This window comes from Sphaerisporangium sp. B11E5, assembly GCF_039871875.1.
Classification (GTDB): domain Bacteria; phylum Actinomycetota; class Actinomycetes; order Streptosporangiales; family Streptosporangiaceae; genus Sphaerisporangium.
The window spans coordinates 17,621-32,726 of the sequence record NZ_JBDPMD010000047.1; the positions used below are offsets into that span (position 1 = coordinate 17,621).

A 15,106-nucleotide genomic window follows, 5' to 3' on the forward strand; every position below is an offset into this window, starting at 1 on the left:
TGGCCTGTCGGGCGAGGGACGATGGCGGGGGGCGGCATTGGACTCGTCGCTGCTGGAGCGTGACAACGAACTGACGGCGCTCCGGTCCTTCACCACCGGACTGGCGGCCGGGGCGGGCCTGTTGCTGGTGGAGGGACCCGCCGGGATCGGCAAGACACGCCTGCTGCGCGAGGCCCGTGCCATGGCCCAGGCGGCGGGAGCGCGGGTGCTCAGCGCCCGCTGCACCGAACTGGACCGTGACTTCGCGTTCGGGGCGGTGCGCCAGCTCTTCGAACCCCTGCTGGCGACCGGGACCGCGGCGGAACTGGAACAGTGGTGGTCGGGCCCGGCCGCCGGCGCCCGGCCGGTGTTCGCCTACGCCGGCGGCGACCTGCGGGTGCCCGCCGGCGAGTTCGCCGTCCTGCACGGGCTGTACTGGCTGGCGGTCAACATGGCCGGCCAGGGACTGCTGCTGATCGTGGACGACCTCCACTGGTGCGACGAGGCGTCGCTGCGCTGGCTGGTGTACGTCCTGCCGCGGATCGAGGGAGTGCCGATCTCCGTCATCGCGGCGGGCCGCAGCGGCGACTGGGGCGGGGACCGGCGGCTGCTGGCGTCGCTCGGCGAGCAGGCGGTGCGCGCGCTGCGCCCGCGCCCCCTCAGCGAGTCGGCCGTCGGCCGGATGCTGAGCGAGACCCTGGGCGAGGAGGTGGAGACGGGTTTCGCGGAGGCGTGCCGCACCCAGACCAGCGGCAACCCGCTGTTCGTGCGCGCGCTGGCCCAGACGATCGAGGCCGAGCGGCTCGCCCCTTCCACGGTCAACGTGCCGAGGCTGCTGGAGATCGAGGGGTCGGCCGTCGAGAAGATGCTGCGGGTGCGGCTGGCCGGGGTCGCCCCCGAGGCGACCGCGCTCGCCCAGGCGCTCGCGGTGCTCGGCGGCCAGGCCGAGCTGAGCCAGGCCGCGGCCCTGGCGGGGCTGGACGGGGACGCCGCGGGTGAGGCCGTCACCGCCCTGGTCAACATCGAGCTCGTGCAGCGGGACGCCCCGCTGCGGTTCGCCCACCCGATGATCCAGTCGGCCGTCTACGAGCATCTGGACCTCGGTGCCCGGCAGGCGCGGCACACGCGCGCCGCCCGGTTGCTGACCGCCGCCGGCGCCGACCCCGAGATGGTGGCGGTGCAACTGCTGCACACCGCCCCCGCAAGCGACGCCGCCGTCGTCGCCGCCCTGCGCGAGGCCGCCGCCGCGGCGCTGCGGCGCGGCGCGCCCGACAGCGCCCACAACTACCTGCGGCGCGCCCTGGCCGAGCCGCCGTCCGAGGGGGACCGGCTCGGCGTGCTGTGCGACCTGGCCGACACCACCCGCGAGCTGAACTTCGCCGACGCGGCCGACTACCTGTCCCAGGCCTACCACCTCGCGGCGGACCCGGCCCTGCGCGCCCGGCTGGCCTGCAGCTACGGCGTCACGCTCTACATCCTCGGCCGGGTCGGCGAAGCGGTCACCGTGCTCGGCGGCGCCATCGACGAGCTCCCGCCGGAGGACGACGACCTGCGGCGGCGCCTGGAGACGTACCTGTTCAACGTGCCCTTCATCAGCGCGGGGTGGGACCACCTGTGGCAGAGGCTGCCCGCGCTGCGCGCCCTGCCGCCCGCCGACACCATCGGCGCCCGCATGCTCTCGTGTGTCATCGCCTCCTACGACGTGAGCGCGGGGGACCCCGCGGGGACGGAGCTGGTCCGCGGGTCGATGGCGGACGGGCGGCTCGTCGAGGAGGCCACGTCCGAGCTCGCCACGCTGACGGCGCTGTGGACCCTGACCACGGCCAGCCCCGGTGAGGGAGTGGAGACGGCGACCCGGGCGATCGCGCGGGCACAGGTCATGGGGTCGGCCACCGGGCTCGGCGGGTTGTACATGTACCGGGCGCTCGGGTGGCTCTACCAGGGGCAGCTCGACGAGGCCGAGGCCGACGCGGGCGAGGCGCTGGGGCTGCTGTACGCCACCGGCTTCAGCATCAGCATCGCGATCGTGACGGCCTTCCAGGCGTGGGCCCTGCTGGAGCAGGGCGACCTCGACGCGGCCGTGACGGCGCTCGGCGCCCCCGAGCCGTCGCAGACCGGTCTTCCCTTCTACGGCCTGTACGTCGAGTCGGCGCTGCTGCGGGCCCGCGGGACGTACGCCGACGCGCTGGACAAGGCCCGTGAGGCCGGCCACGCCGCGGCCGCCCTGCACCAGGTCAATCCCGCGGTGGTGCCCTGGCGCTCCGAGGCGGCCCTGTGCCTGCACGCTCTCGGCAGGACCGAGGAGGCGCAGGACCTCGCCGAGGAGGAACTGGTGCTCGCCCGCCGCTTCGGGGCCCCGCACGCCCTCGGGCGCGCCCTGCGGGTGGCCGGGCTGCTCGCCGACCGCGACAAGTCGACGGCCCTGCTGCAGGAGGCGGTCGACGTGCTGGCGCCCTCCACCGCGCGTCTGGAGCACGCCAAGGCGCTGGCCGACCTCGGCGCCGCGCACCGCCGCGCGGGGCAGCGCGTCCTCGCCCGTCGGTTCCTGCAGCAGGGCGCCGACCTCGCCGACGTGTGCGGCGCGCGTCCCCTGCTGGAGCAGGCGACCAAGGAACTGCGGGTGCTCGGGGCGCGCCCCCGCCTGAGCCGGACCTCCGGGCTGCGGTCGCTGACCCCCTCGGAGCTCCGGGTGGCCGAGCTCGCCGTCACCGGCCACACCAACCGGGAGATCGCGCAGGCCCTGTTCGTCACCCCCAAGACCGTCGAGGTCCACCTGACCAACGCCTACCGGAAGTTCAAGGTCTCCTCCCGCCGCCAGCTCGCCCAGGCCCTGCGCAGCGAGCAGGACGCCTCCTGAGCGGACCTGGACGCGGCGCCGCCGGGGAGGTTCCGGGCGCGGCGGCACCCGGTCAGCCCGCCACCGGGCCCGCGAGCGCGGGGCGGCACCAAGGGGCCGGCTCCACGCCGATGTCGTGCATGGCCTGCCGGTACAGCCGGTACCTGCGGCGGGCCTCCCCGTACCGCCCCGCGTCCAGCAGGGCCCGGACCAGGCCCAGGTGCACGCCCTCGTCGTAGGGGTCCCGGCCCAGCAGCCGCAGGGAACGGGAGACGACGCGGTCGACGTCCTCGGCGCGGGCGGCCAGGTCGAGCAGCGCGCGGGTGACGGACTCGTACGCCGCCGCGCACTCCTCCCTGAGCCCCGCCGTCCAGTCCTCGTAGAGGTCCTCCTCAAGGAACTCGCCGCCGTACAGCGACTCCGCCGCGGTCAGCAGCCGGACGGCGGTGGCCTCCCCGCGCTGGTAGGCGCGAAGGCCGGCGTCGGCGGCGGTGAGGAAACGCTCCACGTCGATCACCGCGCGTCGCGGGTCGAGCCGCGCCGTCGCGCGCGTCGTCACCAGCGGCCCGTCCGCGGCGCCGCCCGCCGGGTCGAGGACGCGCCGCAGCGTGTACAGCAGGACCGACAGCCGGTTCGCGGCGACGTCGTCCTCACCGGGCCACAGCAGGTCCATGAGCTGGTCGCGGGAGACGGCGCGCCCCCGTTTCGCCACGAGGATCTTCAGCAGGTCGCGGGCCTTCTTGGACTTCCACTCCGCGGCGGGCACCGGGGTGCCGTCCCGGAGCACCCGCAGCGGGCCGAGCGCGTGGATCTCGATGGCGGGGCCCTCCGCGCGGGCGACGACGGCGAGGGAGGACGCCGCGCCGCCGGGCCGCGGCAGCGGCCCTCTGGTGCCGTCGGTGAGCCATCGCGTCAGGACCTCCACCCGGGCCGCGCCCGCGGGGTGCGGCGCCTCGGCGAAGATGGCGGCGGCCTCGCGCAGCAGCGGGAGCCGGGACGAGGGGGACTCGTCGGACAGCACGGTCAGCTCCAGGGCCTCGGCGAGGCCCAGCCGGTCCCGCCGGGACCGGGCGAGGTCCCCGGCGCGGCGTGCGTCCGCGGCGGCGCCCTCCCGGTCGTCCATGAGCAGCGTCACCCACCCGCGTGTCACCAGCGCCTGGACGTGGTGCAGCCCATGCCCGAGGTCCACCGCGCGGGTGGCCAGGCTCCGGGCCGCGGGCAGGTCGTCGGCCGCGCGGACCCGGGCCAGCCCGATCAGCGCGCCGCTGGTGCCCTGCAGGTCGCCGGACCTCTCCGCCGCCTGCAGCGCCTCCTCGTAGACCGCCCTGGCCCGGGTGGTGTCCCCTGACTCCAGGTGGACCCCGCCAAGGCCCACCAGGGCGTGGGCCGCCATGGAGGAGCCGAGGCGCTGGAACAGGTCGAGCGCCTTCGTGAAGTCGGCGGCGGCCTCCCGGTGGCGGGCCAGCATGCCGGCCGCGTACCCGCGGTTGGTCAGGGCGAGCGCGTGGTGGTAGGCGTGGCCGCACCGCTCGGCGAGGGCCACGGCGCGGCCCGCCTCGTCCAGGGCCTTGACGGGAAACCCCTCCTCCAGGAAGTGCGAGCTGCGGTTGACATGGATCCGGAGCAGTTCCAGGAAACCGCCCGCACGCCCGGCGTAGGCCAGCGCGCTCGCGTAGTGCCAGGCGTTCGCCCTGCGGTCGCCCCGCGCGGCCGAGATCAGCGCCATGGTGGTGTGCGCGGTGGCGAGCGCGCCGGGGTCGCCGCACCGCTCGGCCGCCGCCATCCCGCACTCGGCGTCGTCGCGCGCCCCCTCGAACTCCCCTTTCGCCCACCGCGCCCCCGCCCGCCAGCACAACAGCGCCGCCTCGTCGGCGGTCACCTCGTCGGCGGTCGTCTCGTCGGCGGTCGTCTCGTCGGGGGGCGCCCCTGAGCCGGGGACGCCGCGTCCGTACACACGGATCGCCTCGTCGAGGTCGCCGCGCAGGTGCCACAACTGGCCCATGCGCCAGGCGAGCCCCGGATCGAGCACGTCGTCGTCGCCGGCCGCGCGGCGGAACGACGCCAGGGCGCCGGGCCAGTCGCCGGTGACCAGCAGCGCGTGGCCGACGGCCTGGTGGACCCGCGGGTCCGGTACGCGCGCGACCGCCTCGGCGGCGGCCGCGACCGACGCCGCCTCGCCGTCGCCGGCCATCCGCGCGCCGTGCTCGGCGAGAAGCCGGGCGAGGGCGTCGTGGTCGCCCGCCGCGAGCAGGTGCCGGGCGGCGGCACCGTAGGCCCCGTCGCGGTCGTGCCGCGCCGCCACCTGTCGATGCAGGTGCCGTTTCCGCTCGGGGGTGCGCGGCAGGCTCGCCGTGAGGGCGTCCCGGAGAGGCCGGGCGACCACCCAGGACGTGCCGTCGCCCGCCGCTTCGGCGAGCCCGCGCCGCGCCAGGGCGGGCAGCAGGTCGCCGGCGTCGTCCCAGCCGATCGCGCGGCACAGCGCAGCGGTGACCGGGCCGCACACCGTCATGTCGGCGAGCAACTCCCGGGTGCGCGCCGGTTCGTGCGCGAGGACCTCGGCGGCCATGTACTCCAGCACCGGGTCGCGGGACAGAGGCGTCCGCGATCTCCCCGCGCGCGCCTCGGCGGCCATGCGGACCGCGGCGGGCCACCCAGCGGTCACCTCCAGCAGCTCACGAGCCGGGTCCCCCGACGCCATCGTGGGGTCGCCGGACATGGTCGCCGGGCTCCCGGTGCGGTAGCCGGACAGGGCGGCCGGGCTCCTGGTGGGGTCGCCGGACAGGGCGGCCGGGCTTCTGGTGGGGTCGCCGGACAGGGCGGCCGGGCTTCTGGTGGGGTCGCCGGACAGGGTCGCCGGGCTCCTGGGGGCGTCGCCGGACAGGGTCGCCGGGCCCTTCGCGATGGCGCCGGCCGGGTTCGACGGTCCCCGCGCGGTGACGGGGGACAGGTTCCCCGGGTCCGCCGTGGGGGCGCCGGACAGCAGGGCCGCCACCTCGTCCACGCGGAACCGCAGTGCCGTGGCGTCCACGCGGCTGAGATGGCCCTGGCCGTCGAGCCGGTGCACCGGGAACGGCAGGTCGGTCCTGGAGGCGAGCACCAGCCGCAGGCCCGGCGGCGCGGTGTGCACCAGCCGTTCGACCAGGGCGGCGGCCGGGCCGCCGGTGCGCAGGTCCTGCAGGTCGTCCAGCACCAGCACCGCGTCCGGGCCGGGGCGGCTGCCGAGCAGGGCGCGCAGCGCGGCCTCCGCGTCGTCGCCGGGGTCCGGCGGCCCGGGTGACGCGCCGGCGCGGCGCAGCGCGGCCAGGATGCGCCGGGTGAGGTGCCCGGGGTCGTCGTCGCCGGGCCCGAGGCTCAGCCAGCAGGCGTCCCGCCGGGCCGCCCAGCTCGCCAGGGCGGTGGTCTTGCCCCAGCCCGGGCCCGCGACGACGGTGGTGAGACGCCGGGACACGGCGGCGTCCAGCAGCCGCGTCACCCGTTCGCGGCCCATGACGCCGGGCGCGAGCGGGGGTGGACCTACGCGGAGCGGACGGGCAGGCGGAGGGGCTGGTAGAAGAGGGTGTCGGTGGTCCATTCGACCTCCTCCAGCGGTACGGCGGGAAGCAGGGTGGGGCGGAGCGCGACGAGCGCGCCGAGGGCTTCCTGGAGCTCCATGCGGGCCAGGCTCGCGCCGAGGCAGTAGTGCGGCCCGTGGCCGAAGCCCAGGTGCGGGGTGACGCCGGGGTCGCGGAAGCGGCCGGCGTCGAAGCGGTCCGGCTCGGGGTAGGCGTGCGGGTCGTGGTTGGCCGCGGAGAGGTTGGGCAGCACGACCGTGCCCGCGGGCACCGTCCCCGACGGCAGGGCGACGTCCCCTCTGGTCAGGCGCAGCAGGCCGTTGCTGCCGGGTCCGTCGAAGCGCAGCACCTCCTCCACGGCCGCGGGCACCAGGCCGGGATCGGCGGCGAGCCGGGCGTACTGCCCGGGATGCAGCAGCAGCCGGTGCGCCGCGCGCGCGATCATCATGGCCACGGTCTCGTGCCCCGTCAGGATGATCGTCCAGACCATGGTGACCAGCTCGTTCTCGCTGAGCCGGTCGTGCTCGTCGCGGGCCCGCACCAGGGCGTCGATCAGGTCGTCCCCGGGCCGGGCGCGGTGCCGGGCCACCAGGTCCGCCGTGTACGCGGTGAACTCCTCCAGGGCGGCGACGCGCACGCCCGCGGAGGCGCCGGACGCGGAGGTCAGCGTGTTGGCCCACCCGGAGAACCGGCCGCGGTCGCTCTCGGGCACGCCGAGGAACGCGCAGATCACCCCGATCGACAGGGGCGCGGCGTAGTCCTCCACCACGTCGAACCGCTCGCCGAGCGTGCCGAGCAACTCGCGGGCCAGCCCGGCCGCGACCGGCCGCCAGTGCTCGGCCTGGCGCGGGGTGAAGACGGCGCGCACGATCGCGCGCAGCCTCGTGTGCTCGGGGGCGTCCATGTTGAACAGTACGTCGGGGATCTCCTCCAGGGAGGCCCCGTCCACCATGCGCACCAGGCCGGGGGCCCGCAGGTCCCGGCTGCAGGCGGGGGCGGACAGCATCGCGCGGACGTCGGCGTGCCGCACGAGCATCGGCGCACGCTCCCGGCTCGGCAGGGTCACCTCCTCCAGCGGCGCTTCCGCGTGCCGCCGGGCCAGGTCCGGGGAGGGCGTCGCGAAAGGCCCCGGGGGCAGGTCGGGCCACGCGCACGCCGGGGCGGGCGGGTGGCCGGGTCCGGTGGTGGTCATCACGCCTCCGATGGGGGTCGCCGGGCCGGGTGGCCGGCAGGTGGGCGGGGGGTCATCGCAGGCACTCGTACACGCTGGTCCAGTCCGCCTCCGCGCCGCAGGAGCGCTCGGCCCGGTCGGCGACCTCCAGGACGGCCCGCCACAGGCCGGTGTCGAGGCCGGCGAGCTCCAGGTCGTCGATCACCAGCCGGAGCGTGTGGCGGTAGTGCGCGACGGTCATCACGGCGGGCGTGTAGGTGCGCGTCCGCGTGTACCCGTGGTACATGTCGATCATCGGCGTGGCCACCAGGACGTTCGCCTGCGTCAGCCGCGCCAGCGTGTCCAGCGGGACGCCGTGCCGGTTGGCCAGCGCGCAGCTCGACAGGTACGCGTGCGCCTGAAGGAACAGCTGCATCCCGGTCGCCATCTCCAGCATCGAGGCGCTGCCCACGCCGCCGGCGTGGTGGACCTCGCCGAACGTCTCCAGCAGGCCGCGCCATCGGGTCAGGTCGCCCGGCGAGCAGCCGAGCACCAGGACGCCCTCGCCCGCGGAGATCTGGTCGGGCATGGAGACGGTGGCGGCGTCGAGGAACGCGCCGCCCCGGTCGCGCACGTCGTCGTGGATCCGCCTCGCCTCGCCGGAGGAGGTGCTGGTGAGGTTGACGACGGCCCGGCCCTCGAGCGCGTCCCCGGCCTCCCGCAGGACCCGCCGCGCCACGTCGCCGGTCGACAGCGCGCACAGCACGAGGTCGGCGTCGCGGACGGCGTCCTGCGGCCGGCCGGCGAGGCGCACGCCACGGCCACGCAGCCGTTCCGCCCTGCCGGGGGTGCGGTTCCACACCGTCAGCTCCAGGCCCGCCGAACGGCAGCGTTCGGCGAACCCGGTGCCCAGTTTCCCCACTCCCAGAATCGCGATCACTCGGCGTCTCCTTCCGCGAACCCGTCACCGGTCATGGCACCACCCGGCCCGGCCCGCCGCCACGGGGGATATCCCTAGTCGGGCACCCAAAGGTCCGCACCGTCATCCCGGTGTCACCGTGGCGTCACGCCGTTCTCAGCGGCCCTCCTAGCGTCTGCTGACGCACGCTTCGAGAACGGAGACAGACGTGAGACTTCGAACCGCCGCGACCGTGGCTGCGGCGCTGATCTGCCTCGTGCCGGCGGGCGGGCCGGCCCACGCGGGGGCGGACTTCGCCTACCGGATCCATGTCACCTTCGGGGAGTACCTGCCCTACAGCATCGACGACTGCATGGCGGAGTCGGCCTGCGACTACGCCGAGGTGTACGGCTCGCTGTCCGCGCAGCGGGTCGCGCCCGGCGGCGCCACCTCCGGCCAGGTGCGCAACATCGGCCGCTTCGTGAACCCCGGCGACACCTGGTGCGGCTCTCCCGGCATCGAGTGGAGCGCCGGCGTGGGAGGCGACTGCCTCAAGCGGGTGAACGGCAAGGCCCCGTCGTACGCCTTCGCCGACGTGCTGATGTGCCGGTCGTCCACCTACAAGACCTGCGAGTCGGCCCGGAACAAGCACATGAACACCGTCGAGCTCGCCGTCGTGCCGGGGGACGCCGTCTACGTCGGCGTGCACATCCGCGACTACGACGAGCTGTCACCCGACGACGACATCTGCAAGGTGGCGCTGACCACCCCGGCGCTGACGGACGCCGAGCTGTCGGACCTCGACGAGTCGGGTGAACTGCACGACATGGACTCCGGTGACGGCGGCTGCCTCATCCGGTACTCGATCAAGAAGACCGGGATCTTCCTCTAGGCGGGGGACGACCGCCTTCACGCACCGGCGACCCGCCACGACACCCAGGAGACACCCATGAGACCGACCGATATCGCCCTGTGCCGCACGGCCGCCGCCGGACTGCTCGCCGCGGCCGTCTCACTCGCCCTGCCGGCGGCGGCGCACGCCACCGCCGGCACCGACACCGTCGCCGTCCAGTCGGGCTACGAGGGGAAGACGATCGTCTACGACGGCGGCGACCACGCGAACCAGGTGAGCGTGGACGTCGGCGCCACGAGCATCGTCTTCCACGACCCCGCCGCGGCCGGCCTGACGGCCACCGCGCCCTGCGTGCTCACCAACGCCACCACGGTGACCTGCCCCAAGCAGACCGGCGGGAGCACCTCGGACAGGGTGATCAACGTGTCCGTCCTCGGCCACGGCGGCGACGACACCCTGACCTCCACCGGCTTCGGCATGGTCACCGGCTCGGTGTACCGCCCCGTCGCCCTCACGCTCTCCGGCTTCGACGGGGACGACGTCATCACCGCCGCGGGTGGACTGTCCTCCATCCTCGGCGGGGACGGCGACGACACCCTGACCAGCGGCCCCGGCAAGACGCAGGGCCTGGAGCACTTCGGCGACAAGGTCGACGGCGGCAGGGGCGGCGACGTCATCGACATCGCCACGACCTCCCCCGACAAGGACGGCGTCTCCTGCGACCCCACCGGCGACCACTCCTCCACCGACACCCTCGTGCGGGACGCCGGCGACATCGAGTACTCCCACGTCGTCTTCCCCAACCCACCGATCGGCAGCGGCTGCGACGCCGTGACGATCGTGTAGGCGGGCGGCGCCGGGACCGCGGCCCGCCGCGGGCGCTCCCGGCGCCGCCTTGGGGGTGTGTTCCGGGGGTCTCCCCATGTCCGCCGCCCGCGCCGATCGCTGTGATGGAGCGGGCCGGCCGCTTCACCCGACAGGAAAGGAACCGCCATGAAACGCCGTCTCTCCCTCCTCGCCACAGGCGGGCTGGGCTTGTCGCTCCTGACCGCCGTGGCGCCCGCAGGCGCCGCGCACGCCGACGCCCGGTGCCCCACGGGGTCGGTGTGCGTGTGGTCGGAGGCCGGCTACGAGGGGACGAAGTACACCTACGAGCCGAGCACGGACCTCCGGAGCGACGAGGTGCTGCCCTTCGACGCCACATCCGCCAAGAACAGCAGCCCTTTCGTCATCGACTTCGGCAACAGGACCCTCGGCGTCGTCACCACGTTGCCCCCCGGCGGCGTGGAACAGGGCCAGTGCGGAAGCTGCTGGCGCGTCCTGCACCGCGCCATCGTCTCCGGCAACCACAACGAGGCCCTGCTGCTGCACTAGCCCCCACCGGCCCGGAGAAAGGCACGGACATGCCCCTCCACCCGTCCACCCCCGCCCGAGGCCCGGTCCTCGCCCTCACCCGTGCCCCCGGCTCAGGCCCGGGGGCCGGGGAGGCGTGGCGGGTGCGGATCGACGAGACGATCCGCCTCGGGCACGCGCACCGGGTCCGCGGGCACTACGCGGAGGCCGGGCGGCTGCTGCGTGCGGCGCTGCGGGACGCCGAGGCTCACCTGCGGGCGGCGCCGTCGGCGGAGGCGTCCGCGGCGCTCGTCTCGGCGTGCAACGAGCTGGGCGTCACGTTCAAGTACAGCGGCAGGTTCGACGAGGCCCGGCGGTTGTACGAACGGGCCTTGGGCATACTGGAACGCACCGTGGGGCCCGGCCACGTCCACGTCGCCACGATCTACCACAACCTCGGCGGGCTGGCGCACGCCCGCGGCGACTACCGGGACGCCGAGGGGCCCGCCCGCCGCGCGGTCGCCATCCGGGAACGCGCCCTCGGGCCCGCCCACGTCGACGTGGCCGCCGACCGGGCCGCCCTGGCCCCCATCCTGATGGCTCTCGGCGAGCCGCAGGAGGCCGCCGCCCTCCTCGAGGACGCCTTGCGGATCTTCGAGGAGGCCGGCGACTCCCACCTCCACGACGTCGCCGTCACCCTCCACAACCTGGCCGCCCTGGCCTTCGGCCGGCACGACCACGAGAAGGCCGCGGTTCTGTTCCACCGCAGCCTCGCCTTGAAGGAACACCTCCTGGGCCCGGCCCATCCCGGCCTGACCCCCACCCTCGTCAACCTGGCCGTCCTCCACACCCGTACCGGCGCGCCGGGCAAGGCCCGCGTTCTCTACACCAGGGCCGAGCGGATCCTCGGCGCCACGGTCGAACCCACCCACCCCACCCTCCTCGCCGTCCGGAGAGAGCTCTCCCGTCTGCCGTGACAGGGCGCGGACCCGTGGCGGGACTCGCCGCCGGCGCGCCGCGGGCCGGGGTCACCCTCCGGTGCCGTGTGCGGGGGAGACGGTGAGCAGGGCCGGGCCGGTCGTGCCGGTGGCGCGCAGGGCCTCGGCGAAGACCTCCGTGGTCCATGTGGCCGTGTCGAGCGACCACTCGGCGGCGTGGCAGCGGAAGTGGTGCTCGTGGGTGAGGCCGGCGAGGTGGACGCCGCCCGCGAGCGGCCGGGCCAGGCCGCCGGTGGGGGCCGGAGGCGAGGGCTCGGCGGTCATCCGGCCGGAGGCGCGGTCCTCGGCGGCGATGGCGAGGATGTGGGGGTGGATGGGGGAGGTGGTGCGGGCGGAGACGGTCAGGGGGGTGGCGGCGGCGGGGTCGGCGAGGGCGTACCAGGGCTCGATGGAGGCGAGGTCGTGGCGGGCGTCCGGGGCCTCGTCCAGGGGGAGCAGGGTGTGGAGGCCGGTGAGGGTGACGTCGCCTACGCGGGTGAGGGTGTCGGACAGGACGGTGGCCATCGGGAGGACGGGGAGGCGGTGGCCCTGGACGCCGGAGACGTCGGCCTGGAGCCAGGCGAGTTCGCGGACCCGGCCGTCCTGGTGCCAGTCGCCGCCGGCGTCGTTGTGACCCCATCGGGTCGCGGTGGGGCCGTGGCCGAAGGAGCTCCAGTCGTAGGCCGTGGAGCGTTTGACCACCAGGCTGAAGACGTCCTCCTCCAGGGTGCCCGGGTCGATCCACGGCTTGAGGCGCAGGACGCCGTGCACCCCCATGATCATGACGGCCGCCCGGACCGCCGGGCCCGGGTATCGTGCGGGGCGGGGGGCGCCGGGCTCTGCCATGGGCCGCATCGTGGCATCCACGGCGGCAGAACGCCCCTATTGACAGAGAAAATGAACGAATTTTTAATTTGTCCCATGGGGCGCATCGCCGGAGTCACCGCCGCCGAGACCCGGGAACGGCTGCTGCGGGCGGCCGCCGGGGTGTTCGCCGAACGCGGGTACGACGGCACGCGGGTGGCGGACATCGCCGCGGCCGCGGGGGTGAGCAACGGGGCCCTGTACGCGCACTTCGGGTCGAAGGCGGAGCTGCTGGTCGCCTCGCTGCGGACGTACGGGCCGCAGCTCATGGCCACCCTGATCGCCGCCGCGCCGGACCGGTCGATCAACGACCTGCTGCTGGCCATCGGCCGCTGGCTGCCGCGCCGCCGTGACCTGCACCGGCACCTCGTCGTGGAGGCGCTGGTCGCGTCCCGCCGGGACGAGGACGTCGCGGGGCCCATGCGCGACTACTTCGGCGAGCGCGCCGGGTGGCTCGCGGACCTGGTGCGCGCGGCGCAGGGGGGCGGCGAGATGGACCCGGGCGTGTCGCCGGAGGCACTGGCCCACTTCTGCCTGCTGCTGGCGATGGGCAGCGCGCTCGTCACGCCGGACCTGCACACCGTCGACGACGCGGAGTGGTCCGCGTTGCTGACCCGCGTGGTGGGCGCCCTCGCCCCGCCGGCGGCGTCCCCGCACACAGAAGCGGAGCAACCGAAGTGAAGGTACGCATCGATCCCCAGCGCTGCCAGGGGCACGGCCGCTGCTACGAACTGGCGCCGGAGCTGTTCGGCGACGACGAGGAAGGCTACGGGCAGGTCACCGGCGACGGCGTCGTCCCTCGGGACGAGGAGCAGACGGCGCGGCGGGTGGTCGCCAACTGCCCGGAACGAGCGATCGAGATCCTCTAGGAAGTGTGACTATGACCGTGGACGACCGCTTCAGCGGGCCGGTGGACATCCTGCGCGACCCGTACCAGGGCACGCGCAACGAGATCATCACCGGCCCGGTGTCGGACTGGGCGACCGACTTCTCCCACACCGAGCCCGAGTGGGCCGCCGACCCGTACGCCATCCAGGACGACCTGCGCGGGCGCTGCCCCATCGCGCGCACCGAGCGGTTCGGCGGCGCGTGGCTGCCGACCCGCTACGCGGACGTCGCGGACATCGCGTACGACACCGACCACTTTTCCTCGCGGTCCATCATCGTGGGCAACTTCCGGCCGCCGCGCGACACCGCCCCCATCGGCGGCGTCCCGCCGATCTCGTCCGACCCGCCGTTCCACCACGACGCGCGCAAGCTGCTGCTGCCGGCGTTCACCAAGGGCGCGATCGCCCGGCACGAGGAGCCGACGCGGGCGTACTGCCACTCGCTCGCCGACGCGCTGGAGGGGCAGGACGTCGTGGACGCCGCCCGCGACTACGCCCAGCACATCCCGATGCGGGTCATCGCCGACATGCTCGGCTTCCCGCCCGAGGACGGCCCCCGGTTCCGGGAGTTCGTGGACGACGCCCTGGAAGGCGTCAACCTGCCGCCCGACGACCGCAGGGCCCGCATGGGCGTGCTGTTCGACTACCTGCTCGACCAGGTCCGCGACCACGTGGAGCGGCCGCGCGACGACCTCACGACGTACCTCGTCAACGTCGAGCTGTACGGCCGCAAGCTCGAACCGGCCCACGTGGCGGGCACCATGGCCCTGCTGCTCGTCGCCGGCATCGACACCACCTGGAGCGCCATCGGGGCGTCCCTGTGGCACCTGGCCAAGACCCCCGCCGACCGCGAACGCCTCGTCGCCGAGCCGGAACTGCTGCCCACCGCGATGGAGGAGCTGCTGCGCGCCTACGCCCCCGTCACGATGGCGCGCCTGGTGAAGGAGGACATGCACTGGCAGGGCGTCGACATGAAGGCCGACGACTGGGTCCTGTTGTCCTTCCCCGCCGCCAACCGCGACCCGGCGCAGTTCGACCGCGCGGGCGAGGTCGTCATCGACCGCGAGATCAACCGCCACGCCGCCTTCGGCCTCGGCATCCACCGCTGCGTCGGCTCCCACCTGGCCCGCATGGAACTCCGCGTCGCCCTGGAGGTCTGGCTCCAGCGCTTCCCGTCCTTCACCCTCGCCGACCCGTCCGCCGTCACCTGGGCCACCGGCCAGGTCCGCGGCCCCCGCACCCTCCCCATCCGCATCGGCTGACCGCGGCGCTTGCCCGTGGGGCGTGAACGTCTGTCGCTGCGACGCCTGGCATCGGGGCCGTGGACTCATTCCCGTCGGAAGCGGGACGCGCCGTCCGGGGACGTCAGGGTGAGGACGTCGCCGGCGACGGCCCAGGTGTACGTGCGCGGCGGCCGGCGGGGGGTGCTCCGGACGCTGGGTTCGACGGGGTCCTTCGGGTCGGTGCGGGTCAGGATCGAGGTGCGGGGGGTGAACGTGACGCGGGTGCCGGAGACGCTGAAGCCGCCTGCTTCCTGCAGGGTGTAGCGGAGGCTGCCGTCCGGCATGATCGCGTTGTACCGGTACCGGCCGTCGGCGAGCAGGTCGTAGCTGAACGCGTTGCCCCGTTCGGTGATCATCAGCCAGGCGCCGATCAGCGGCTCCGGCACAGGGGGTGGCGGCTCCGGCCCGCCGCACGCCGCGGCGAGGCTGAAGGTGGCGGCCGCGGCGAGCGGCATCACGTGGCGGTGACGCACGGGGGCGCTCCTTCCCGGTGGTG

13 protein-coding genes are annotated in these 15,106 nt (G+C 74.9%); 8 read left to right on the forward strand and 5 right to left on the reverse strand.

Annotation, left to right across the window (positions count from 1 at the left end; translation table 11 throughout):
• The first annotated feature begins 37 nt into the window (after positions 1–37).
• Positions 38–2,836 carry an AAA family ATPase gene (locus ABGB17_RS31075; protein WP_347636147.1) on the forward strand — a complete coding sequence of 933 codons (2,799 nt, stop codon included), beginning with the start codon at positions 38–40 and terminating at the stop codon, positions 2,834–2,836.
• A 52-nt stretch (positions 2,837–2,888) separates the two neighbouring features.
• Here ABGB17_RS31075 and ABGB17_RS31080 read toward each other — a convergent pair whose 3' ends face one another.
• From ABGB17_RS31080 to ABGB17_RS31090, 3 genes are read right to left on the reverse strand one after another with little or no spacing between them, the layout of a single operon-like run.
• On the reverse strand, positions 2,889–6,302 hold the full coding sequence (locus ABGB17_RS31080; RefSeq protein ID WP_347636151.1) for a BTAD domain-containing putative transcriptional regulator: 3,414 nt from the start codon (positions 6,300–6,302) through the stop codon (positions 2,889–2,891).
• A 26-nt stretch (positions 6,303–6,328) separates the two neighbouring features.
• Positions 6,329–7,558 (reverse strand): cytochrome P450, encoded by a 1,230-nt coding sequence (locus tag ABGB17_RS31085; protein ID WP_347636163.1) that lies wholly within the window; start codon positions 7,556–7,558, stop codon positions 6,329–6,331.
• A gap of 52 nt (positions 7,559–7,610) precedes the next feature.
• Entirely contained in the window at positions 7,611–8,456 is an 846-nt protein-coding gene (locus ABGB17_RS31090; RefSeq protein ID WP_347636168.1) for an NAD(P)-binding domain-containing protein, read from the reverse strand.
• A 187-nt stretch (positions 8,457–8,643) separates the two neighbouring features.
• Between ABGB17_RS31090 and ABGB17_RS31095 the strand changes: the two genes are divergently transcribed.
• The 4 genes from ABGB17_RS31095 to ABGB17_RS31110 all read left to right on the forward strand — a co-directional run bounded on the left by ABGB17_RS31095 (position 8,644) and on the right by ABGB17_RS31110 (position 11,576).
• The gene (locus ABGB17_RS31095) at positions 8,644–9,306 is read left to right on the forward strand and encodes a hypothetical protein (RefSeq protein WP_347636171.1); all 663 of its coding nucleotides are present in this window, start codon (positions 8,644–8,646) and stop codon (positions 9,304–9,306) included.
• A 57-nt stretch (positions 9,307–9,363) separates the two neighbouring features.
• Entirely contained in the window at positions 9,364–10,113 is a 750-nt protein-coding gene (locus ABGB17_RS31100; RefSeq protein ID WP_347636174.1) for a hypothetical protein, read from the forward strand.
• A 147-nt stretch (positions 10,114–10,260) separates the two neighbouring features.
• Positions 10,261–10,641, forward strand: a complete 381-nt coding sequence (locus tag ABGB17_RS31105) for a peptidase inhibitor family I36 protein (RefSeq protein WP_347636178.1) — start codon at positions 10,261–10,263, stop codon at positions 10,639–10,641.
• Between the two features lie 29 nt (positions 10,642–10,670).
• Positions 10,671–11,576: a tetratricopeptide repeat protein gene (locus tag ABGB17_RS31110; RefSeq protein WP_347636182.1), complete on the forward strand. Its 906-nt coding sequence runs from the start codon at positions 10,671–10,673 to the stop codon at positions 11,574–11,576.
• Between the two features lie 51 nt (positions 11,577–11,627).
• Here ABGB17_RS31110 and ABGB17_RS31115 read toward each other — a convergent pair whose 3' ends face one another.
• Positions 11,628–12,422, reverse strand: a complete 795-nt coding sequence (locus ABGB17_RS31115) for a hypothetical protein (protein ID WP_347636184.1) — start codon at positions 12,420–12,422, stop codon at positions 11,628–11,630.
• Between the two features lie 75 nt (positions 12,423–12,497).
• On the opposite strand from ABGB17_RS31115, the gene ABGB17_RS31120 reads away from it, so the two are divergent.
• Genes ABGB17_RS31120 through ABGB17_RS31130 form a run of 3 tightly spaced genes read left to right on the forward strand, consistent with a single transcriptional unit; the run spans position 12,498 to position 14,589 of the window.
• Complete coding sequence (locus ABGB17_RS31120) at positions 12,498–13,121, forward strand: helix-turn-helix domain-containing protein (protein ID WP_347636187.1); 624 nt, start codon at positions 12,498–12,500, stop codon at positions 13,119–13,121.
• A complete protein-coding gene (locus tag ABGB17_RS31125; RefSeq protein WP_347636190.1) occupies positions 13,118–13,309 on the forward strand; it encodes a ferredoxin in 192 nt (63 codons plus the stop codon). Before ABGB17_RS31120 ends, ABGB17_RS31125 begins: the two co-directional genes overlap by 4 nt.
• Positions 13,310–13,320: 11 nt before the next feature.
• Positions 13,321–14,589 (forward strand): cytochrome P450, encoded by a 1,269-nt coding sequence (locus tag ABGB17_RS31130; RefSeq protein ID WP_347636193.1) that lies wholly within the window; start codon positions 13,321–13,323, stop codon positions 14,587–14,589.
• A gap of 65 nt (positions 14,590–14,654) precedes the next feature.
• Here ABGB17_RS31130 and ABGB17_RS31135 read toward each other — a convergent pair whose 3' ends face one another.
• Positions 14,655–15,083, reverse strand: coding sequence for a hypothetical protein (locus tag ABGB17_RS31135; protein WP_347636196.1), 429 nt, complete (start codon positions 15,081–15,083; stop codon positions 14,655–14,657).
• Between the last annotated feature and the right edge of the window lie 23 nt (positions 15,084–15,106).